This window comes from Mesorhizobium sp. M6A.T.Cr.TU.014.01.1.1 (assembly GCF_004022765.1).
GTDB lineage: Bacteria > Pseudomonadota > Alphaproteobacteria > Rhizobiales > Rhizobiaceae > Mesorhizobium > Mesorhizobium mediterraneum.
Window position 1 is genome coordinate 39,326 of record NZ_RZPG01000002.1, and the last position, 20,249, is coordinate 59,574.

General features: G+C 61.0%; 20 protein-coding genes and 1 pseudogene. 9 read left to right on the plus strand and 12 right to left on the minus strand.

What is annotated here, in order from left to right:
• Positions 1-751: 751 nt before the first annotated feature.
• The 3 genes from EN885_RS02625 to EN885_RS02635 all read right to left on the minus strand — a co-directional run bounded on the left by EN885_RS02625 (position 752) and on the right by EN885_RS02635 (position 3,003).
• A complete protein-coding gene (locus tag EN885_RS02625) occupies positions 752-1,324 on the minus strand; it encodes a transglutaminase-like cysteine peptidase (RefSeq protein ID WP_245492999.1) in 573 nt (190 codons plus the stop codon).
• A 305-nt stretch (positions 1,325-1,629) separates the two neighbouring features.
• The gene (locus EN885_RS02630) at positions 1,630-2,247 is read right to left on the minus strand and encodes a PilZ domain-containing protein (RefSeq protein WP_126106758.1); all 618 of its coding nucleotides are present in this window, start codon (positions 2,245-2,247) and stop codon (positions 1,630-1,632) included.
• Positions 2,248-2,364: 117 nt separating this feature from the next.
• Positions 2,365-3,003, minus strand: a complete 639-nt coding sequence (locus tag EN885_RS02635; RefSeq protein WP_128241183.1) for a PAS domain-containing protein — start codon at positions 3,001-3,003, stop codon at positions 2,365-2,367.
• A 395-nt stretch (positions 3,004-3,398) separates the two neighbouring features.
• Between EN885_RS02635 and EN885_RS02640 the strand changes: the two genes are divergently transcribed.
• From EN885_RS02640 to EN885_RS02655, 4 genes are all read left to right on the plus strand, one after another.
• On the plus strand, positions 3,399-4,139 hold the full coding sequence (locus EN885_RS02640; protein ID WP_095489500.1) for a rhomboid family intramembrane serine protease: 741 nt from the start codon (positions 3,399-3,401) through the stop codon (positions 4,137-4,139).
• A 285-nt stretch (positions 4,140-4,424) separates the two neighbouring features.
• Entirely contained in the window at positions 4,425-4,856 is a 432-nt protein-coding gene (locus EN885_RS02645) for a CBS domain-containing protein (RefSeq protein WP_023798170.1), read from the plus strand.
• A 163-nt stretch (positions 4,857-5,019) separates the two neighbouring features.
• Entirely contained in the window at positions 5,020-6,519 is a 1,500-nt protein-coding gene (gatB, locus tag EN885_RS02650) for an Asp-tRNA(Asn)/Glu-tRNA(Gln) amidotransferase subunit GatB (protein ID WP_126106755.1), read from the plus strand.
• 4 nt (positions 6,520-6,523) lie between these two features.
• Positions 6,524-7,012, plus strand: a complete 489-nt coding sequence (locus EN885_RS02655) for a GNAT family N-acetyltransferase (protein ID WP_206616805.1) — start codon at positions 6,524-6,526, stop codon at positions 7,010-7,012.
• 73 nt (positions 7,013-7,085) lie between these two features.
• On the opposite strand, the gene EN885_RS02660 is transcribed toward EN885_RS02655, so the two are convergent.
• From EN885_RS02660 to panB, 3 genes are all read right to left on the minus strand, one after another.
• Complete coding sequence (locus EN885_RS02660; RefSeq protein WP_164897772.1) at positions 7,086-8,483, minus strand: glycosyltransferase family 39 protein; 1,398 nt, start codon at positions 8,481-8,483, stop codon at positions 7,086-7,088.
• A 167-nt stretch (positions 8,484-8,650) separates the two neighbouring features.
• Positions 8,651-9,502: a pantoate--beta-alanine ligase gene (gene panC / locus EN885_RS02665; RefSeq protein ID WP_128241180.1), complete on the minus strand. Its 852-nt coding sequence runs from the start codon at positions 9,500-9,502 to the stop codon at positions 8,651-8,653.
• The gene (panB, locus tag EN885_RS02670) at positions 9,499-10,341 is read right to left on the minus strand and encodes a 3-methyl-2-oxobutanoate hydroxymethyltransferase (protein WP_128241179.1); all 843 of its coding nucleotides are present in this window, start codon (positions 10,339-10,341) and stop codon (positions 9,499-9,501) included. Before panB ends, panC begins: the two co-directional genes overlap by 4 nt.
• Before the next feature lie 356 nt (positions 10,342-10,697).
• Between panB and EN885_RS02675 the strand changes: the two are divergent.
• The 5 genes and pseudogenes from EN885_RS02675 to EN885_RS02695 all read left to right on the plus strand — a co-directional run bounded on the left by EN885_RS02675 (position 10,698) and on the right by EN885_RS02695 (position 14,771).
• Positions 10,698-11,803, plus strand: a pseudogene (locus EN885_RS02675) (AraC family transcriptional regulator).
• 204 nt (positions 11,804-12,007) lie between these two features.
• A complete protein-coding gene (locus EN885_RS02680) occupies positions 12,008-13,069 on the plus strand; it encodes a dienelactone hydrolase (RefSeq protein ID WP_128241178.1) in 1,062 nt (353 codons plus the stop codon).
• Between the two features lie 144 nt (positions 13,070-13,213).
• Positions 13,214-13,612, plus strand: coding sequence for an NADH:ubiquinone oxidoreductase subunit NDUFA12 (locus tag EN885_RS02685; protein ID WP_128241177.1), 399 nt, complete (start codon positions 13,214-13,216; stop codon positions 13,610-13,612).
• A gap of 317 nt (positions 13,613-13,929) precedes the next feature.
• On the plus strand, positions 13,930-14,337 hold the full coding sequence (locus EN885_RS02690; protein WP_245461418.1) for a DUF2155 domain-containing protein: 408 nt from the start codon (positions 13,930-13,932) through the stop codon (positions 14,335-14,337).
• Positions 14,338-14,402: 65 nt separating this feature from the next.
• Entirely contained in the window at positions 14,403-14,771 is a 369-nt protein-coding gene (locus tag EN885_RS02695) for a hypothetical protein (protein ID WP_128241176.1), read from the plus strand.
• Between the two features lie 12 nt (positions 14,772-14,783).
• Here the strand turns inward: EN885_RS02695 and aat are convergent, their stop codons facing one another.
• The 6 genes from aat to EN885_RS02725 form a co-directional block, all read right to left on the minus strand.
• On the minus strand, positions 14,784-15,401 hold the full coding sequence (gene aat / locus EN885_RS02700) for a leucyl/phenylalanyl-tRNA--protein transferase (protein WP_128241175.1): 618 nt from the start codon (positions 15,399-15,401) through the stop codon (positions 14,784-14,786).
• A gap of 29 nt (positions 15,402-15,430) precedes the next feature.
• Positions 15,431-16,774, minus strand: coding sequence for an acetyl-CoA carboxylase biotin carboxylase subunit (gene accC, locus EN885_RS02705; RefSeq protein WP_095489489.1), 1,344 nt, complete (start codon positions 16,772-16,774; stop codon positions 15,431-15,433).
• 19 nt (positions 16,775-16,793) lie between these two features.
• Complete coding sequence (accB, locus tag EN885_RS02710; RefSeq protein WP_128241174.1) at positions 16,794-17,252, minus strand: acetyl-CoA carboxylase biotin carboxyl carrier protein; 459 nt, start codon at positions 17,250-17,252, stop codon at positions 16,794-16,796.
• Positions 17,253-17,278: 26 nt separating this feature from the next.
• Positions 17,279-17,713 (minus strand): type II 3-dehydroquinate dehydratase, encoded by a 435-nt coding sequence (aroQ, locus tag EN885_RS02715; protein WP_126106746.1) that lies wholly within the window; start codon positions 17,711-17,713, stop codon positions 17,279-17,281.
• Positions 17,714-17,857: 144 nt separating this feature from the next.
• Entirely contained in the window at positions 17,858-18,661 is an 804-nt protein-coding gene (locus EN885_RS02720; RefSeq protein ID WP_095489487.1) for a DsbA family protein, read from the minus strand.
• A 73-nt stretch (positions 18,662-18,734) separates the two neighbouring features.
• Positions 18,735-20,129: a M48 family metalloprotease gene (locus EN885_RS02725; protein ID WP_126106744.1), complete on the minus strand. Its 1,395-nt coding sequence runs from the start codon at positions 20,127-20,129 to the stop codon at positions 18,735-18,737.
• Between the last annotated feature and the right edge of the window lie 120 nt (positions 20,130-20,249).

Below are 20,249 nucleotides of genomic sequence, written 5' to 3' on the forward strand. Positions count from 1 at the left end.
ACGTGGCCGGCGATAGCACTTTACCCATTCGATGCCGGGTTTGATTGCAAAACTTGCACGCCGCAACAAGGTTCTCTGGTCTGTCCTCGCCGCCGTCCATCCGGGGTTTCAGATGTTCCGCGGTGCAGCGGAAGCGGTTGAGCGATCTTACAGGGAGATGATAACGCTCTGAAAACAGCGTCGGGTCTCCATCCCACATCTGAAAACCGCAGTAGAAGCATCGCCAATTTTGCTTCTTGGCCTGCACGGTTCGGAGTTTTGTTAGTTTGTTTGAATTGTTCATTTGACACATCCTTTTGCTTCATCAACATGAAGCGGATGTGCAGCAACCTGTAAGCGATTGCCCCTTATTCAGGAGGGATAGCCCTCGCACTAGACGGCACCCGTAAGAGTGCCACTCCGCAGTATTACAGCGGTAGATGCCGAATTTGAGATCGGCATCCATACAGTCACCAATGACGGCTCCCAGACGAACTAGAGAACGTCTCCACAATTCTTTCAATACGTCAAAATTTGGCGACGCTCAAGTCGAGTTCTCCTATCGGGGCTTCCTCCGGTCTCCCCCGAAAGGTGGAGCCGGCCCGGGGACGGGGCCGGCTCCTAAAACCCGGTCGTTGGGGACGGGGAGGGGGGGACTCGACCGGGTTTTCTCCTTAAGCGCGTCGCATTCATGCGACGCGCTTAACCTCTGTTTTATGCATGTCGTTATCCCAAAACCGCTGCGCACTTTGGGCGACATGCATTGGCGTCCTTAGCGGACGCTGGCGACCGCGTCGGAGCGGCCGTCGTTGATCGTTACCCAAGCGCCCGAATTCTGGCTCGATTGGCGCTTCAGGTAGGTGTAGTCGGTGTTGGTCCAGGACAGCACCCTGGTCTCCAGATTGTCGAGGATGAACTCTCCAAGGCTGGTGCGCACGGTCAGCACCGCATGGCCGTCTCCGTTCGGCTGGCGCGCAACCGTCATCAGCAGGTCGCCGGCCGGAATGCCGATGTTCATCAACGCGCGGCGCTTCGCCAGCGCATAGTCCTCGCAGTCGCCGAAGCCGCTGGTGGGATAGGACCAGACTTCTTCCTTGCCCCAAAGTTCCATGTCGGTGCGCGGCGCGATCTTGCTGTTGACCGAATTGTTGATGCTCACGATCTTGGCCCACAGCTTGCGGGTCAGCTCGACCGGTGCCTGCTTCGGCGTCCGCTCATTGCATTCCTGCGGAATCTTCTGGCAGAATTCGTAATGGCCGACCGGCTGTGTGGTGCGGCTGCCGGTGTGCATGAAGGCTGGTCCCGCTGCGTACGCCGTTCCCCAGGCGGTAAGCTGCATCGCCATTGCCAAGAGCAACAGCTTGCCCCTCGTCTTCTTCATCGTCCAGTCTCCCCGTTTGAGGAGACAATGACACGATTGGATTTATTCGACGCAAAGGCTCGAAGTAGATATTAAGTAAAACGCCTGTAGAATAAACATAAAATTTGAATCATTTCAGTATAAAATTGTTTAGGCATTTTCGCGGAGCTACATCGGCACGGCGCGACGCCTTGGCGCGGCATCGGTTGGCAAGCCGCGTCGGTCGGTGCGGGACAACAAAAAACCGGACGAATGGGGCCGGTCTGATTGCGTAATATGTTGATTGTTTGTCAGGTGCCGGATGCGTTGAATTCGGAATCGAGCGTCTCGGGCCGCTGGATGACGGCGAACTCGATGGCGACGCCGTCCTCGAAATGGCGCACCACCTGGCCGCGCATGGTGCCCAGCATGACCTGGATGCCGATTGCCGGCTTGACGTTGATCTCGACCGCGGCGCCCGAAAGCGACAGGTCGATGATGCGGCACTGGTACTGGCGCCCGTCGGCGAGCTGAAGCACGCTGGTCGGATTGCGCGGCGCCACGCGTTCGTGACGGCGGTCTTCCGGCAGATCGAGCTCATGCTTGTTGGCAAGCCAGGTCAATTGCGCGGCAAGCTTGTCCTTCTTGCGTTCCGACGCGATGACCGTCATCGCGAAACCATCCTGCAAGATACGAGTGACGACGCCTTCGATGCGGCCGATGTGATCGATATAGGCGATGACCTTCTCGCCCGGCATGCCGATGCGCTCGGTGCGAAGCGCAACATTGCCCGGCGACATGTCGACCACCTGGCACGGATGTTCGGTGCGATCCTCCAGCATGAAGCGCCCATAGATCTTCACGCGGACGCGCTGAAAGTTACGCCTTTCAGCTTGGGACGGCGCGGTGTCGACCGCCGCTGACCTCATGACTGCCTACACCCCGTCTGGCATTCCGCGCGTTGATGCGAGGAACTTCAGCGGAAAACTACAGCAAAGCAGGTTAACAAAGGGGAAAGCCTGGCACCGTTACTTTAGCGTTCGCGATTATTCCTCGCGCCCGCCGTCGAACACGACCAGATGGCGGATGCGGCGCGCCTGGCCGAGCGCCGAAATCGTCTGGGGCGGATCGAGATCCAACGGGACAAGCGAGGGGACGTCGATGGCCGGCCGGTTCTTGAGGAATATCGGTTCCTTCTCCGGATCGACGATGCGGATCGAATCGATCAAGGCGTCGGTGATCGGATCCGCGCCCAGCCAGAAGGGTTTTTCAGCGGCGCTTATCACACCGAGGCAGCGCGGGTTTTCGACGCCGCCGTCGAGCGGCAGAGCGAGCAGCTCGAACTTGTTGGAACGGTCGCCGCGGCTGAAACCTTCATAGGTGATGAGCACCACGGATTTCTGGTCGAAGACGCCATGGATCAGTTTTGAGACAAGCCGCTGGTCCTTCTCCCGCCACAGCGACGGGAAGGAAAACCCCTTGAGCTCACGGCCATAGACCGCGCAAAGTCTTGTGCCGGCGAGCCGGAACACCGCCTCGCCGCGCGTATCTTTTTCCAGGATGAATGTGTCGGCCAGCAGCGACTTGATGTCGGCTGGCTCGACTTCCGAACGCTTCGGGGCAGGGCGCCCGTCACGCAACCGGTTCCAATAATGGAACAGCGTGATCGATCCGTTCTGGTTCATGCTATGCTGCTCCGCGCAATCTGTCGTCTGATGTCCCATCGGTGAACAGAAGGGCGCCCTCCGAGGACCTACATGCGTTGCGGAGCAGGATGCGTGCCAGCATCGTTAACACTTGTTCACGGGTCGGGGTCGTTAAGGTTAACAAGTGGTTTACGTTGCGCCCCGCCCAAGCCCGTGGCACGCTAAAACCACTCCAGAAGCGGTCGTTTCGCAGCGATCGGCAGCACTTCAGTCAAGAGTTTTGGGGAGCGTGGGGGCTCGACCAGCCGTTCAAGGGCAACCTTGGACGGCTTCTTTTTGATTCGCGCCCAAGCGATTCGCGGCGATTCGCCCTTTGTGAATCGGGTGACCGTGATCTACATGCTCGCGAAGGCGAGCGACTGAGTGCAAGGCATATGAGCGAACCAGCAAGCCCATCGGAAATCGAACAGGGCGAGGGCAGACCTATCGGCCGCGAGCCGGTATTCAACATGCCACCCGTCGTGCTGGCGGTGATCGGCATCTGCGTCGCCGTTCACCTGATCCGGTTCTATTGGCTCACCGACGACCAGGATTTCTCGCTGCTGATCCGGACTGCCTTCATCCCGATCCGCTATTCCGGTCGCTTCGACCTCGATTTCTACGCGTTTTCGAGCCCCTTCACCTATGCCTTCCTGCATGGCGGCTTCGCTCATCTAGCCATCAACATGGTGTGGCTGGCGGCTTTCGGCTCGCCACTGGCGAATCGATTCGGCGCGCTTCGTTTCAGTCTGTTCTTCGCGGCGACGGGGCTGGCGGCGGTGGTGCTGTTCTGGGCCATGCATCCGCTCGGCCAGGCGCCGCTGGTCGGCGCATCGGGAGCGATTTCCGGCATGATGGGGGCCGCTGCCCGCTTTGGCTTCCGCACCGACCGCTCGTCCGGCAAAGCCGCCTTCGCCGGCGCGCCAATGCCCATGGCGGCGGTGTTCCGCTCGCGCGGCGTTATGACTTTTCTCGCCATCTGGATGGTGATCAATCTCATCACCGGCCTCGTTGCCTTCGCGCCCGGCATCGACAGCCAGATCGCCTGGGAGGCCCATATTGGCGGTTTTGTCGCCGGCTTCTTCGGCCTGCGCGTTTTCGATCGGCGGCAGCAGGCGGATGAGTCCATGGCCTGAAGCATGTCGCCCAAAAGCATGCCCTCGGTCTTGAACCGAGGGTGCGCAGCGGTTTTGGGACAACGACATGCGATGCGCATTAAGACGCCGCACTTGAAATGCAATCGATCGCGGCGCACGATGTTCACAACAGCGCCGCGCGTCCTCTTGGACGCGCAAAGGACGCTGTAGAAACTTTGATTTGGCGCATGATCTTTTCCGAAAATCGAGGCCGATTTTCGGGGTCATGCGCAGGAGGAAAGCCGGTCAGGGCAGGAACCGGCAAGTAAAACAGAGGAGGACGCCATGACTGTTAAGGCAATTCTCGAGCAGAAAGGCCATGACGTGTTGACGCTCGGGCCGAACGAAAAGCTGAGCGAGGCCATTCGCATCCTGGCCGAGCACAGGATCGGTGCGCTGGTCATCACCAATGGCGATCACAAGATCGTCGGCATTCTTTCCGAGCGCGACGTCGTGCGGGTCCTCGCCAGGGAAGGAGCCGCCGCACTGGACATCGCGGTGCGTTCGGCGATGACGCCCAAGGTGAAGATTTGCAATGAGAACCACACCGTCAACGAGGTCATGGAGATCATGACCAGTGGCCGTTTCCGCCATCTGCCGGTGGAAAAGGACGGCCTGCTCGACGGCATCGTGTCCATAGGCGATGTGGTCAAGCGGCGCATCGAGGATGTCGAGCGCGAGGCAGCCGAGATCAGGGCCTACATCGCGACGGCCTGAATGCGGCGAGAGCGACGGCGGCGGCGAGACTCGGTGCGAAAGCGCCAGCTTCGGCTTTGCGCTTGTCTCTTTTCGTGGTTTGCACTAGCGAATGACTTTCACGTCCGGCGTGGCGGAATTCACGTTCAGATGTGAATCCGCCACCGAAAGTTCGCAGGCCACTATGACCCTCATCGACACCCGCACGCCAGAAGCCAAACGCTTGATATCAGGCGCCACCGGCGACTGGGAAATCATCATCGGCCTCGAGGTCCACGCGCAGGTGACTTCGCAGGCAAAGCTGTTCTCCGGCGCCTCGACGGCTTTCGGCGCGCCGCCGAACGCCAATGTCAGCCTCGTCGATGCGGCGATGCCGGGCATGCTGCCGGTCATCAACGAGGAATGCGTCAAGCAGGCGATCCGCACCGGCCTCGGGCTGAAGGCCGAGATCAACCACAAATCGGTCTTCGACAGGAAAAACTATTTTTATCCCGACCTGCCGCAGGGCTACCAGATCTCGCAGTTCAAACAGCCGATCGTTGGCGAGGGCAAGGTGATCGTTTCGGTCGGTCCGGACCGGCAGGGCGAGTTCGAGGATATCGAGGTCGGCATCGAGCGCCTGCACCTGGAGCAGGATGCCGGCAAGTCGATGCACGACCAGCATGCGACCATGTCCTACGTCGATCTCAACCGCTCCGGCGTGGCGCTGATGGAGATCGTCTCCAAGCCCGATATGCGCTCCGCCGACGAGGCCAAGGCCTATGTGACCAAGCTGCGCACCATCGTGCGCTATCTCGGCACTTGCGACGGCAATATGGACGAAGGCTCGCTGCGCGCCGACGTCAACGTCTCGGTGCGCCGACCCGGCGGCGAATTTGGCACGCGCTGCGAGATCAAGAACGTCAACTCGATCCGCTTCATCGGCCAGGCTATCGACTACGAGGCGCGCCGCCAGATCGCCATTCTGGAGGACGGCGGCAAGATCGACCAGGAAACGCGGCTGTTCGACCCCAACAAGGGTGAGACGCGCTCGATGCGTTCCAAGGAAGAAGCGCATGACTACCGCTATTTCCCGGATCCCGACCTTCTGCCGCTGGAATTCGACCAGGCCTATGTCGATGCGCTGGCAAAGGATCTGCCTGAACTGCCGGACGCCAAGAAGGCGCGCCTGATCTCATCGCTCGGCCTGTCGACCTACGACGCCTCGATCCTGGTATCGGAAAAGGCGGTTGCCGACTATTTCGAGAAGGTGGCCGCTGGTCGCGATGGCAAGCTTGCCGCCAACTGGGTCATCAACGATTTGCTGGGTGCGTTGAACAAGGCCGGCAAGGGTATTGAAAATGCTCCGGTTTCTCCCGATCAGCTTGGCGCGGTCATCGACCTGATCAAGGAGGGCACTATCTCCGGCAAGATCGCCAAGGATCTGTTCGAGGTCGTCTGGAGCGAGGGCGGCGATCCGCGCCAGCTGGTCGAAAGCCGCGGCATGAAGCAGGTCACCGACACCGGCGCCATCGAAAAGGCGGTCGACGAGGTGATATCAGCCAATCCCGACAAGGTCGAGCAGGCACGCGCCAAGCCGACCATGGCCGGCTGGTTCGTCGGCCAGGTGATGAAGGCGACAGGCGGCAAGGCCAACCCCCAAGCGGTCAACGACCTCGTCAAGGCCAAGCTCGGGATCGAATAGGATGATGTTCGTTCGCACCGCTGGCGAGCGCGATCTTGCCGCGGTCCGCGCGTTGCTGGTCGAAACGTGGCACGCCACCTACGACAACATCTATGGTGCTGCCAAAGTCACCGAGATCACAGACGAATGGCATTCGATCGCCTCGCTTAAGGCGCGGCTGGCACGGCCGAACTCCGAATTCCTGGTCGCGGACGACGGCAAGCGCATCGGCGGCATGGCTTTCGCTGCAACCACCAAGGATGCGAAGATCGTCATGCTGAACCAGCTCTACGTGCATCCGGCCTGCCAGCGGAAAGGGATCGGCCAGGCGTTGCTGGAAGAGGTCGAGGCCAGCTTTCCGGAGGCGCCGACGCTGCGTGTCGAAGTGGAAGAGGCAAACGCTCCGGCCGTCGCCTTCTACCGCTCGCAAGGGTTTTTGCCCGCCGGCAATACCGCCGACTGCGGCGGTGGCTCAGGACTGCCGGCGCTGATTTTCGAGAAGACGATCGGCTAGACTTGTCTGCCGGACACGTCGCAGTCAGTTGCGTTTCATGGGCAGCGCCGGTCGATTGCGGGCAGCCACGCCGTCAGTGTTGGCCCTTGAGGACGACAAGATAGCCTCGTTCGACGCGAACGCGGAAAGCGATTTGCTCCGATGTCCCAGGGTCCTTGGATTTGTCGATGACATAGCCGCCAGGATGGGAACGAAGCCATTCCTCGGGATTGTCGGTGCTTTCGAACGGCTTCTGCAATCGGGCAAGGAAGCCGACCTCGTCCTGGTAGTCGAAGGCGACAGCCCAATCCGCATTCTTTCGCTCGTCGATAAAGTTGGCCAGCGGCATGAGATCGTCACGTTTGAAAACGGTCGCTGATGCTACGGCATGGCCGATGCCGAAAATGGCAAGCAGGATGAAGGCCGAGTTTCTGAGCCTCGCTAGTGGGATCTCCGCCATGAAATACCCGAACAGGATGGTCGCAAATGGCAGGATCGGCACCACATAGTGAGGCTGCTTGCCGGATATCGCGCTGAAGACCAGTAAAACCGCGACGAACGAGAACGACAGCAGGCGCAGCGCGCGCAGGTCTGGCGATCTCGTGTCGATCAGGCCACGTATCCGGGCGCCCAGCCTCAGCCGCCATATTTCGGGTATGAAGATCCACGGTATGAGCATGATCGGCATCAGCACGACGTAGAAATAGAACGGCCGGTGATGGGAGTTGTGCAGATTGCCGGTGACACGCCCTGCCGACTGGTTCCAGACAAGGTCGTAGACGAAGTTGCCTTTGGTCAGGATGGTCGCCGGCACTAGCCACATCGCCACCGGGATCAATGCGGCGAGAATTGCCAGGCCTACCCCAGCGAAGAATTTCGGCGTCGCCAGTCCGGCCTGCCGATCGCGCCAGAATGGATAGAGCAGGATGGGGGCGCCGACATGGATGAGCACCACCGGACCTTTCGTCAAGACACCCAGCCCGATGAATAATCCCGCCAGCACGGCGTGCCAGCGGTTGCCGCTCCTGGCAAAGGCAAGCAACGACAAAAGCGCGGCAAGCACGAAGACCGTCAGCAGCATGTCGAACAGGATCAGGGTCGAATAAATGACGAAGACGATGCTTCCCGCGACCAGCCAGGGGACACGGCCTGCGATGTCGTCGCGTCCGGGAAAGAGGGTTTTTGTCAGACGAGTCGTCAGCCAGATGACGAGCGACGAGGCAACGAAGATAACGAGCATCGCGGCAACCCGGCTTACGCCAAAAATGTCCCAGACCAGATCGATAAGCCAGAACAGCAGCGGCGGCTTTTGCAGATAGGGCGCGAAATTCATCGTCGGAACGAAGATCTTTCCGCTCAGATACATCTCCCAGGTGACGCTGAGATATCGCGTTTCATCGACAGGCAGCAGCGGCCGGAAGGCGACCGCGATGCAGATCAATGCAAGCGCGAACAGATAGGGGAGCAGCCGCTCGACAAATGCTGGTATCAAGATTGAGGATCCGCGCCAGAAATCGTTCTCTTTCCAGCCGAGCATGATGCAGCGCTCCTGGAGCGCGCAGGACCGCACCATGATTTTGGCCGAATTGTAACGGAGCCGGCCTGATGCTGCGGATTTTGGAGGTGAAGCTCACAAATCCCTTTAGTCGCGGACGCGCTTTAAGTGGAGGGAGTTTCCATATTATCGATCAGCCTGGTCTTGCCCAACCAGGCGGCCGCGAGCAGGCGTCCGGCACGGTCTCGTCGCCACGGGGCGAGCGTCATGCTCTCGCGCGCCGCGACATAGTCGACTTTGTCGAAGCCAGCCTTGACGAGCGCGCGGCTGGCCTCGGCGGTCGCGCTGCCTTCGTCACTGCCGGCCGCAAGTGCCACTGCTGCCCGGCGCAAAATGACGTTGAGTTGGCGCGCCACCTCGAGCTCGGCTTCGCTCAGATAGGCGTTGCGTGACGACATGGCGAGGCCATGCGCGTCGCGTACCGTTGGCGCGCCGATGATATCCACCGGCAGATCGAGGTCACGGCAGAGCTGCCTGACGACGCAAAGCTGCTGGTAGTCCTTTTCGCCAAAGACCGCACAGTCAGGCAACGCCTGCAGGAAGAGCTTAGCCACGACCGTGGCGACGCCGTCGAAGAAGGTCGGCCGGAAATCCGATTCCAGCCCGGCAGCCGGTCCGCCGACCGAGATCTTTGTGGCGAAGCCGGCCGGATACATCTCCGCAACATCGGGGGTGAAGACGAGTTGTGCGCCGGCCTCGGCCAGCCGGTCGAGATCGCGGGCGAGCTGGCGCGGATATTTGTCGAGGTCTTCGCTGGGCGCGAACTGGGTCGGGTTGACGAAGATCGAAACGACGCAGCGTTCGGCCCTTTCGAGCGCGATCTCCACCAGCGAGATATGGCCGTCATGCAAGGCACCCATGGTCGGCACCATGGCGACGCTGAGGCCATCGCGGCGCCAGTTGCGGATTTGCGCGCGTAGGGCGGCGACGCTGTCGACGACGAACGGCCGGCTCATGCCTTGTCCTTTTCGGCTGCGGCGGAAAAGACATGGCCCGGGCCGGGAAAAGTCCGGCTTCGCACCTCCGCTGCATAGCTGGCTGCCGCCTGCGATATGGCGCTGCGCAGGTCGGCATATTGCTTGACGAATTTCGGCACGCGATCGACGGTCAGGCCGACCATGTCGTCGACGACCAGGATTTGGCCGTCGCAGTCGCCGCTGGCGCCGATGCCGATGGTTGGAATGGAAATGTGCCGGGTGAGGTCGGCGGCGACGGTCTCGACGGTGCCTTCGATGACCACAGAAAACGCGCCGGCCTTCTCGACCGCGTCCGCATCGCGATAAAGGGCGGCCACATTCTCCTCGGTCCGGCCCTTGATCCTGTAGCCGCCGTCGCTTTCCACCGATTGCGGCTGCAAGCCGATATGTCCCATGACCGGAATGCCGGCAGCGACGATCGCCGCAATCTGCCGGGCAACTGTGACGCCGCCCTCCAGCTTGACCGCCTGGCAACCGGTTTCGTCGACGATCCGCTGCGCCGAGGCAACGGCTTGGCGCGGCGTAGCCTCGTAGCTTCCGGCCGGCATGTCGACCACCACGCAGGCCCTGGCTGAACCCCGCAGCACCGCTTGTCCATGGGCGATCATCATCTCCAGCGAGGCGCCCAGCGTGGTCTTGTGGCCATGGAGAACCATGGCGACGCTGTCGCCGACCAGAAGCAGGTCGACATGATCGTCGAGCAAGCGCGCGACGGGGTAGGTATAGGCGGTGAGGCAGACGATCGGCACGCCGCCCTTGCGCAGGCGAATGGAGCTGGCGCTGATCCGCGGATCCGCGCCGGATGCGTCTGGGGCCAAGCTTCATCTCCCTCAAGACCAGTCAACCATGTACCCGCACGGGGCGCGCAGAGCTTTAGGGAGACGAAACAAACTTGGCAAGCATGCGTCCGGCGGGCGCGAGATCAGCAACCGCCGCCCCACCGCAACAGCGTCAGCGCCGACGGCGCAATGCCCTCAGCCTCGATGTGTAAAGTCGTTGGCCTTTGTAATGATAAGATCGCTACGTGCGCGGATGCCCGGCCGCTCGCAAAAGTTGGTCGCGAATCTTCGCCTTCTGCGGCGAATTCACGCGACAAAATTTCATCTAAAATTTAGGGGCGTCCACCATCACCCACGGCGCAATGAAGAAGCCTCTTACGTGGTAATGGTTATACATGCCTTCGATACCGCTCCCGTTCGTCATTTCGCTTGTTCTGCTCCTTATCCTCGTGCGGATGACCCGGCAGGGACAAGGAAAGCTCGGGCTCTTTCCGCTGCTCGTGGCCGCCTTCGCAATTCAGGCGACTGTGTCAGGATTGAACTGGAACGTCGGTTGGTATCCGGCCCGCTTCATCCAGCCAATCCTCGCCGCTGTCCTGCCCGCGCTTTCCTTCGCCGCCTTCGATCAGCTTCGTCGCAAGAACCTAGCGAAACCCTCAGACCTGTGGCCGCATTTAATGCCGGCGTGCCTCGTCACGGCTCTCGTCGCCTTCTGGCGTGCACCAATCGACATTGTTCTTTTCGTGATCAATCTCGGATACGGCCTCGCGCTCTTGCGAGTTGCTCGGCAAGGCCCGAGTGCGCTTGCGGCTGTGCGGCTTAGTGACGAGTGGACCGCGCACAAGGCGCTCGTCGCGGTCGCGCTTCTTCTCATTATCACCGCCTTTGTCGATGCAACGGTATCGCTTGATCTCCTTTTTGGTGATGGGCGGCAGGCCCAAATGCTCCTGACCGCTGCGAGCGTTCTGTGGCTAGCGTCGCCGGTTACGCCGCAACCGTCGCGGACGACACTCGCCCTGAAATGGAATTCAACGCCACAGAGGAGGGTCTCGCATTCGCCACCTTCGAGCCACTGCCTTCACTCTCTTACTCTTCGCCGGTCAGCGAGGATCTTTCCGAGGCGGACAAGGTCGTTATACGCCGGATTGATGCACTGATGGCTGAACAGCATCTTTATCGCGATCCGGACCTGACGCTGGACCGTGTGGCACGGCGCGCCGGAATACCTGCGCGACAGATTTCTGGAGCGATTAACCGGGTTCATGGCCGCAACGTTTCCCAAGTCGTAAATGAATACCGGGTCAGCGATGCGCAGCGACGGCTGGTCTCGACACGCGATCCGGTGACAGTCGTCATGCTGGAATCGGGTTTTGGCACGAAGTCGAACTTCAACCGCGAGTTCCTGCGCGTCACGGGCATGACACCCAGCGCCTATCGCCGGGTCGGTGGCGAAACGTCTGCGGCGCCCGAAACGCAAAACGGGGCACCTGCCGCCTCGTAATCCTGCACATAGGGGCTGAATTCATCGCGCGAAACCACCTTGATCACGATCTCGGACGTCCAAGATCGCGTTCGAGGGCGAGCCAGCCTGAATTCCGGTCAATCTTGGGGCCTGAACGCTGAAGCTCATTCTTATCGGCAACTATCCGAACTCCGGTACGAGAATTGACAGCGTGACGATGATGACGAGCGCAAGAGGAAAACAATGAAGTTCTTGATGAATGTCTTGGCTATGCTTTGGGCCGTCGCGTCTTCGACGTTGGTGGTGCAACAGCCAGCCGTCGCCAGCGACAATGTCGGTGTGCGTCAGATTGCGGCTCTCTCCAAAGAGCGCGGGGTCGATCTCGACGTGACCGTTTGGTACCCGGCATCTTCGGGTGGCAAACCGATTATGCTTGGGGAGAGCATGTTTTTTGTGGGAACGCCTGCCATGCTCGATGCCCCAATCTCGGATGGAAAATTTCCTGTCATATTGCTATCCCATGGCGCTGGCCTGGCAGGAAACGCGCAAGCCTTGAGCTGGATTGCGATGCCATTGGCGAAGCAGGGGTTCGTTGTGGCGGCCCCTACCCATCCCGGAAATACAGGCGCAAACCGATCCGCGGTGGAAACGATGAAGCTTTGGCTGAGACCTGCGGATATCACCGAGACCTTGAATGCGATGGACAAAGCCCCTTTTTTCGAAGAGCACCTCGAACATGACAAGGTAGGTACGCTCGGGCTTTCCATGGGCGGAAGCACAGCTTTGGCGATAGCTGGTGCCCGCATCGATGCAAAACGCTTGGCGGGCTATTGCGATACGGACGCGCTCAACCCTTCTCTTTGTGGATGGGTCAGGCAAAGCGGCGTTGATCTTCACGCCATGGAACTGACATCGGCCGGCCGCAACAATGAAGATATGCGTATCAGATTTGCAATGGCGATTGATCCTGCACCCGCCGATGTCTTCGAATTCAACAGCTTTTCGCAGATCTCAATTCCTGTTGAACTCACAAATCTAGGTCAACCAGGGAAAATCCCTCTGACCGCGCAGGCCGCCAAAATTGCAAAAGCCATCCCAAATGCAACTTATTCCACAATCGGAGATGCGAGCCATTACAGCATGTTTGCCGAATGCAAACCTGGTGCGCCTGAGCTCGCCGAAGCTGAAAAGGTTGGTGATCCGATTTGCATGGATGGCGGAGGCCGCACACGGCGCGAAATCCATACGGAACTGATCAGTATGGTCACCACTGCTTTCAGTCGAGCATTGAAGGCAAGCCCTTAAACATCGACTGTCCCATATGCGTCCGCATCGATAACGGACATCGGTTTTCTGACAGCCATTTGCGCGGCTCTTGCGGCAAACCCTTGCCTTCGCGATGACCTGACGCCATAAGCAGGCAATGGGGCGTCCGCCGCGAGGATTTGGATGAAAACTTTCCTTCTGCAGTTTTTCACCTGGTGGAACAGCCAGACGCTGGGAACGCGCTTCCACACCTGGCGGCATGGCAAGAAAATCGGACAGGACGAGGCTGGCAACGTCTACTACGAGGGCGGGGTCGATTCGGAAGGCCGCACCCGCCGCTGGGTCATCTATCGCGACTATTCGGAAGCCTCGATGATTCCGCCCGGCTGGCATGGCTGGATGCATCACCGCGTCGATGTCGCGCCGCCGAGCGACAATTACAAGCCACGCGACTGGCAGAAGCCGCATCAGCCGAACCTCACCGGAAGTGCCGCCGCCTATCGCCCCAAGGGCTCGGTGCTTACCAATCAGCACCGCCCGCAGGTGACAGGCGATTACGACGCCTGGACGCCGGGTTCGTAACCGCTCGTCAAGGTGGAGATCGGTCCTTTATCGCCACAATTGGCGTTTAGCTGCTTGCTGATCTGACAGCAGCGACTAGCCTTGGGCGCGACAGAATCACCCCGGGCGCAAACCACCGGACCCCTTGCATGAGCATTTTCAGCCGAATCTCGATAGGCGGACTGACGGTGGCCGCCGCCGGTTTTGCCGCTTTTAGCATGGCCGCCGCGCAGACGTTGGAGGTGCCAGCGGACCCGGGGGCGCCGACGGAATTTGAGGCGCCAGTGAACCCGGGGGCGCCGACGGAATTTGAGGCGCCAGTGGACCCGGATGCGCCAATGGAACCGGATGCGACAGTGGAACCGGATGCGACAGTGGCGCCGGCGGCACCGGCGGCACCACAACGCATCACCAATCCCGTCGCCGAATTCGCCGGCATCGACAAGATCACCGGCCGCATCATCACCTTCGATGTCTATATCGACGAGACGGTGCAGTTCGGTGCTTTGCAGGTGACGCCGCGCATCTGCTATTCGCGGCCGCAAACCGAAGAGCCAAAGACCGATTCCTTCGTCGAGGTCGACGAGATCACGCTGGATCGCAAGATCCGCCGCATCTTCACAGGCTGGATGTTTGCCGAGAGCCCCGGCCTCAACGCTGTCGAGCACGCCGTCTACGACGTCTGGCTGAAGGGCTGCAAGCAGAAGTCGGATGTGCCGGCACCCGACGCGGCCAAGACCAACTAGAGCGCTGCGTCCTTTCGGAACTGCCCTGCCAGCCGCGCGTTAGGGCACGTGCGGAGGACGTTCCGATGATGGCCAACAAAGGCGAGCTTCTCGAACTCGAAAAAGGGTTCTGGACCGGTGACGCAGCCTATTTCAAAGCCAATGCCGACACCGAATGCCTGGTGGCGTTCCCACAGATGGCGCAGGCGATGAGCAACGCCGATCTGGCCGAAACCGCGACGGACCCGAACCGCTGGCGCGATCTCGACATCGACCTCAAGGGCATCATCGAGCCGGGTAGCGACATCGTCATGCTGACCTATGAGGCCCACGCCACTCGCGAGAATGGCGAGCCTTATGCGGCGCTGGTCAGCACCGGCTATGTCCATCGCGTCAATGGCTGGAAGATGATGTTCCATTCACAGACGCCGTTGGAAGTCCCGGCGAAAGGCTGATTGGACGGATCGTCAGGGAAAGAAGACCGCTTCGCCCTTCAGCGCGTCAGCCAGCATCTTTTCGTATCTGCCCCTTGGCACGTCGACCGCGCCGAAGCGTTTGAGGTGCTCGGTGGTGAACTGCGTGTCGAGCAGCGCAAAGTGCCGTTCCTTCAGGCGCTCGACCAGATGCACCAGGCAGACCTTCGACGCGTCCGTTTCCCTGGCGAACATGCTTTCGCCGAAGAACACCCGGCCGAGCGACACGCCATAGAGGCCGCCAACCAGCCGACCCTCGCGCCAGGCTTCGACCGAGTGGCAATGGCCCATCCGATGGAGTTCGACATAGGCTTCGCGGATCGGCGCATTGATCCAGGTCGACCGGCGCTCCTCGCGCCTCTCGGCGCAGCCATCGATGGTCGCCTCGAAGTCGAAATCGAAACGGATGTCGAACGGGTTTTTCCGGATCGCTTTCCTCAGGCTTTTGGGCGTGTGAAAACCATCGAGAGGGATGATGCCGCGCGTCTCCGGCCGTACCCAGAACACTTCGGGATCGGTGGCGCTTTCGGCCATCGGGAAGACGCCCGAGGCGTAGGCCTTGAGCAACAGGTCGGTCGGTATGCGATAGCCTGGCGCGTAGGGACGGGTCATCGCATCATTATATTCTATAAGTTCACGACCTAATCCTCTTTGGCCAGATATTTTTCCAGCCAGTGGATGTCATACTCGCCATTGGCGATATCGGCATTGCCGACGAGATCACGAAACAGCGGCAGTGTCGTCTTGATGCCGTCGACGACAAATTCGTCGAGCGCCCGCCGCAGCCGCATCATGCATTCGACACGGTTGCGGCCGTGCACGATCAGCTTGCCGATCAGGCTGTCGTAATAGGGCGGGATCTTGTAGCCGGAATAGACGCCGGAATCGACGCGGATGCCGAGGCCGCCCGGCGTGTGGAAATGGGTGATCGTGCCGGGTGACGGGGTGAAGGTTCGCGGATCCTCGGCATTGATGCGGCATTCGATGGCGTGGCCCTGAAAGCGGATATCTTCCTGGCGCACCGAAAGCCCGCCGCCCGAGGCGACGCGGATCTGCTCATGCACGAGGTCGATGCCGGTGATCGCCTCCGTCACCGGATGCTCGACCTGCAGGCGGGTGTTCATCTCGATGAAGTAGAATTCGCCGTTCTCGTAGAGGAATTCGATGGTGCCGGCGCCGGAGTAGCCGAGATCGGCGATAGCCTTGGCACAGACGCCGCCAATATGCGCGCGCTCCTCGGCATTGAGCGCCGGCGAGGGCGCCTCTTCCCAGACCTTCTGGTGGCGCCGCTGCAGCGAGCAGTCGCGTTCGCCGAAATGCACGCCGCGGCCAGCACCGTCGCCGAACACTTGCACCTCGATATGGCGCGGCTTTTCGAGATATTTCTCGATGTAGACGGCGTCGTCGCCAAAGGCGGCTCCGGCTTCCGAGCGCGCCGTCTGCAGCGCGACCACAAGATCGGCTTCGCTGCGCGCCACCTTCATGCCGCGTCCGCCGCCACCGGCCGACGCTTTGATGATCACGGGATAGCCGATCTCTGCGGCGATGCGTTTGGCTTCCTTTTCCTCGGTGACCGCGCCGTCGGAGCCGGGCACCACCGGAATGCCAAGACGCTTTGCGGTGCGCTTGGCCTCGATCTTGTCGCCCATGATGCGGATGTGATCGCCGGACGGGCCGATGAAGGTGATGTTGTGCGCGGCGAGGATATCGGCGAATTTGGCATTCTCCGACAGGAAGCCATAGCCCGGATGCACAGCGTCGGCGCCGGTGATCTCGCAGGCCGCGACGATCTGGTGGATGTTGAGATAGCTGTCGCGCGACGGCGGCGGGCCGATGCAGACGCTCTCGTCGGCGAGCCGCACATGCATGGCATCGGCATCGGCGGTCGAATGCACCACCACCGTCTGGATGCCGAGCTCCTTGCAGGCGCGCAGCACTCTCAGAGCGATTTCGCCGCGATTGGCGATGAGGATTTTCTGGAACATTTCTCGGCTGTTCCCGGCTCTACTCGATCACGACGAGCGGCATGCCATATTCGACCGGCTGCGCATCCTCGAACAGGATCGCCGTCACCGTGCCGGCACGGGGCGAGGGGATCTGGTTCATCGTCTTCATCGCCTCGATGATCAGCAGCGTCTGGCCTTCCTTGACCTGCTGGCCGACCTCGATGAACGCCTTGGCGTCGGGCGACGGCGCCAGGTAGGCGGTGCCGACCATGGGCGAGGCCACCGCATTCTTGGAAATCTCGGCCGCTGCCGCGGTGGTTGCGGCCGCCGGCTGCGCTGTCGGCGGCGCATAGGCGGGCTGCGGTGCGGCGACCGCATGGACGGCCGGCGCCTGGCGCGACACGCGCACCTTCAAGTCGCCCAACTCGACCTCGATCTCGGTGAGGTTGGTGTCGTTCAGTATGCCCGCCAGATCGCGGATAAGCTGCTGGTCAACACCGTTCTTCTTTATCGACATTTTCGAGCCTTCTGTTTGTTGGCCGGTCATAGGCGTGCGGCCAGCGCCTGCAGCGCCAGCGTGTAGCCGAGCGGCCCGAACCCGCAGATCATGCCGACGGCGACCGGCGAGACCATGGAGACGTGGCGAAATGATTCCCGCGCATGGATGTTGGAAAGATGAACTTCGGCGACGGGCAATGGCGCGACGGAGCGGATGGCGTCGTGAATGGCGATCGAGGTGTGGCTGTAGGCGCCCGGATTGATGACGATGCCGACAGCCTTGTCGGCGGCTTCCTGTATCCAGTCGACGAGGTCGCCCTCATGGTTCGACTGACGGAAATCGATCTCGAGCCCAAGCGCCGCACCCGCCTGCTTGCAATCGTCAGCGATCGCCGCAAGCGTCTTGCCGCCATAGATGCCTGGCTCGCGCTTGCCGAGCGCGTTGAGGTTGGGACCGTTCAGGACGAAAACCGTTTTCAAAATGCCGACCTTTCCCGCCGCCCGCATCAGCCGGCGCACCGGGCCTCTATACTGGGCTTAGACGCCTGCGAAAAGAGCGCAAGTGGGTTCTTTCGCTGTCCACAACAGGTGGAAAAACGGCTTGCGCCGAAAACCAGCGGTCGATCAGAGTGCGGCCTTGGCCGCCTCGATCTTCTCCGCCAGCACTTCCTGCCCGAGCGCCCCGAATACCACCTCGTTGCCGACCACATAAGAGGGCGTTCCGGTGATGGCCAGCTTGTTGGCAAGGTCATAGGTCTTGGAGAGGGCCTCGGCGATCGACGGGTCCTTCATCTTCTCGCGCAGCGCCGCTTCGTCGGCGCCGAGCGAAAGCGCTACCTTGAGGGCCGCCGCCTCGGTGGCGCGTCCCTGGCCGCCGAGCAGCGCGTTGTGGAACTCGCCGTATTTCTCCGGCATCATCAGGTGGAAGGCCATCGAGACGACGCTCGCCTTCTGCGAATCCGGGCCCAGGATAGGGAACTCCTTGAGCACGAAGCGCAGGTCCGGATCGGCTGTCGTCAGTGCCTGCATGTCCTCCATGGCGCGTTTGCAGTAGCCGCAATTGTAATCGTAGAACTCGACGATGGTGACCTTGCCGTTCGGATTGCCGACGACGCCGTCGAAGGTCGAATTGAAGATCTGGTCCTTGGCATTTTTGATGACGCTGAGGCTGGCAACCTGCTGCGCCTCCTTCTGCTTGGCCTCGAGCGCTTGCTGAGCCTCCAGCAGCACTTCCGGGTTCTTCAAGAGGTAATCGCGGATGATGCCCTCGACTTCGGCCCGGTCAATCTTGGTGTCGGCGGACGCCGCCTGGGCGATCTGCGCGGCATCGGCCTTTGCCGCTTGCGGACTTCCGGTCACGAACCCGAAACCCAGCATGGCGAGAGCGACCGCCACTCCCGTGGTGCCCAGCAGAATTGCCTTGTTCATGGTCCTCGATCCTCTTGCCTGGTTTCCGGCCCCAATTGGTCCGACTATATGTCGCCGCGCACGGCCGGATGGTTCACTTTTTCTTGCCTGATGGTGCGTAGTTTATGATGTCCTGCGCGCGGATCCAGCCCGGCTCGCCGCGCTTCATTTTCATCTGCGCGCGCATTGCGAAGATCTTGGCATCCTTATAGGCGCCGGAATAGAAATGACCTTCGGCGGTCGCAAGGTCGGCGGCCGGGATTTTGCCGAGCTCGCCATAAGCCTGCGCCAGATAGCGATACCCGACCGCGTTTTCCCGGTCGCGCCCGAGGCCTTTGTTGATCTGCACCACCGCTTTCTCCAGGGAATCGGGCGTGCCGACGGCCATCAGCGCCTGGCCGTAGGAGACCGGCAGCAGCCCGGACCTGGCTGGATCGAGGCTGACCGCCTTGGCATAGGCTTCCGCCGCGTCCCTCGGCTTGTTCGCCTTCATCAGGACGTCGCCACGCAATTCCTGGAAATAGGGGTTTTTCGGCTGTGCCTTGATCAGTGCGTTGGTCTTGGCAAGCGCTTTGGCCAGATTGCCATAGAGATAGGCCGTCTGCGCGTCGCCATATTGCGAGGCGAGGCTGCCCGGGTTTTTGCGCATCAGCCGCGATGCGGCAGCCTGGCCTTCCATGTAGGCGGCGATCTTGATGCGCGTCATGTCGTGCCGCTGCTGCAGTGCCGGCGGATCGACCTTGTCGACATAGGGGCTCTGCTTAACCAGCACTTCGAGATTGGCGATGCGTTCCCGCGGCAGCGGATGGCTGATCCGGTAGGGATCGACCTGCGCCCCCGACAGCGAGAGCGCGCTCTGGAAGCGGTCGAAGGTTTTCAGCATGCCCATGCCGGACTGGCCGGTGGCATTGAGATAGGTTATCGCCGAGCGGTCGGCGGTCATCTCCTCGGTGCGCTGATAGGCGAGGATGCTGCGCTGCGCCATCTCGCCGCCGCCAGCCGCAACCCCCATGCCGGCGCCGGCGAGGCCCCGGCTTTTGGTGGTGGCGCCGGCGACGACGGCACCGGCGCCAAGCAGCGTCGCGATGATGGCCATCGTCTTGGCGCGTTCGAGCTGGTTGCGCAATTTCTGCTGGTGCCCGCCGGCAATGTGACCGGCTTCATGGGCGATGACGCCGATGATCTCGTTGGGCGTCTCCGCCGACATCAGGGCACCGGTGTTGATGAACAGACGAGATCCGGCAACGAAAGCGTTGAAACTCTGGTCGTTGACCAGCACGATGTCGACGCCGTCTTCCGGCAGGCCCGCCGCCCTGAAGATCGGCCGCGCATAGTCACGCACCAGCGCCTCGATCTCGGCATCGCGCACCACCGGCACGTTTTGCGCGAAGGCGCTGACCGTGCTGGTCACGGCGACCGTCGCGGCAAGCGAAAGCGTCGCGAAGACGCGCGCTGCCCTGGCAATCGTCGATTTGGGTCGATTCAACATGGCAGGTCCACTGGTAGACGAGCGGGCGAAAGATGAAAAGTCGGCACTGAAACTTTACTGAACTTGTGATCCTCACATCAATCGGGCATTTGTGCGGCGCGGGACGCCAAAGCTCGGCGC

Coding starts and splice junctions, on each gene's coding strand:
- EN885_RS02625 (WP_245492999.1), bottom strand. CDS start 1,324: ATGGCGATGCAGCTTACCGCCTGGGGAACGGCGTACGCAGCGGGACCA.
- EN885_RS02685 (WP_128241177.1), top strand. CDS start 13,214: ATGAAAACTTTCCTTCTGCAGTTTTTCACCTGGTGGAACAGCCAGACG.
- EN885_RS02630 (WP_126106758.1), bottom strand. CDS start 2,247: ATGAGGTCAGCGGCGGTCGACACCGCGCCGTCCCAAGCTGAAAGGCGT.
- EN885_RS02725 (WP_126106744.1), bottom strand. CDS start 20,129: ATGTTGAATCGACCCAAATCGACGATTGCCAGGGCAGCGCGCGTCTTC.
- accC (WP_095489489.1), bottom strand. CDS start 16,774: ATGTTCCAGAAAATCCTCATCGCCAATCGCGGCGAAATCGCTCTGAGA.
- EN885_RS02695 (WP_128241176.1), top strand. CDS start 14,403: ATGATGGCCAACAAAGGCGAGCTTCTCGAACTCGAAAAAGGGTTCTGG.
- aat (WP_128241175.1), bottom strand. CDS start 15,401: ATGACCCGTCCCTACGCGCCAGGCTATCGCATACCGACCGACCTGTTG.
- EN885_RS02640 (WP_095489500.1), top strand. CDS start 3,399: ATGAGCGAACCAGCAAGCCCATCGGAAATCGAACAGGGCGAGGGCAGA.
- EN885_RS02655 (WP_206616805.1), top strand. CDS start 6,524: ATGTTCGTTCGCACCGCTGGCGAGCGCGATCTTGCCGCGGTCCGCGCG.
- panC (WP_128241180.1), bottom strand. CDS start 9,502: ATGAGCCGGCCGTTCGTCGTCGACAGCGTCGCCGCCCTACGCGCGCAA.
- EN885_RS02690 (WP_245461418.1), top strand. CDS start 13,930: ATGGAACCGGATGCGACAGTGGAACCGGATGCGACAGTGGCGCCGGCG.
- EN885_RS02645 (WP_023798170.1), top strand. CDS start 4,425: ATGACTGTTAAGGCAATTCTCGAGCAGAAAGGCCATGACGTGTTGACG.
- EN885_RS02680 (WP_128241178.1), top strand. CDS start 12,008: ATGAAGTTCTTGATGAATGTCTTGGCTATGCTTTGGGCCGTCGCGTCT.
- EN885_RS02720 (WP_095489487.1), bottom strand. CDS start 18,661: ATGAACAAGGCAATTCTGCTGGGCACCACGGGAGTGGCGGTCGCTCTC.
- accB (WP_128241174.1), bottom strand. CDS start 17,252: ATGTCGATAAAGAAGAACGGTGTTGACCAGCAGCTTATCCGCGATCTG.
- gatB (WP_126106755.1), top strand. CDS start 5,020: ATGACCCTCATCGACACCCGCACGCCAGAAGCCAAACGCTTGATATCA.
- EN885_RS02635 (WP_128241183.1), bottom strand. CDS start 3,003: ATGAACCAGAACGGATCGATCACGCTGTTCCATTATTGGAACCGGTTG.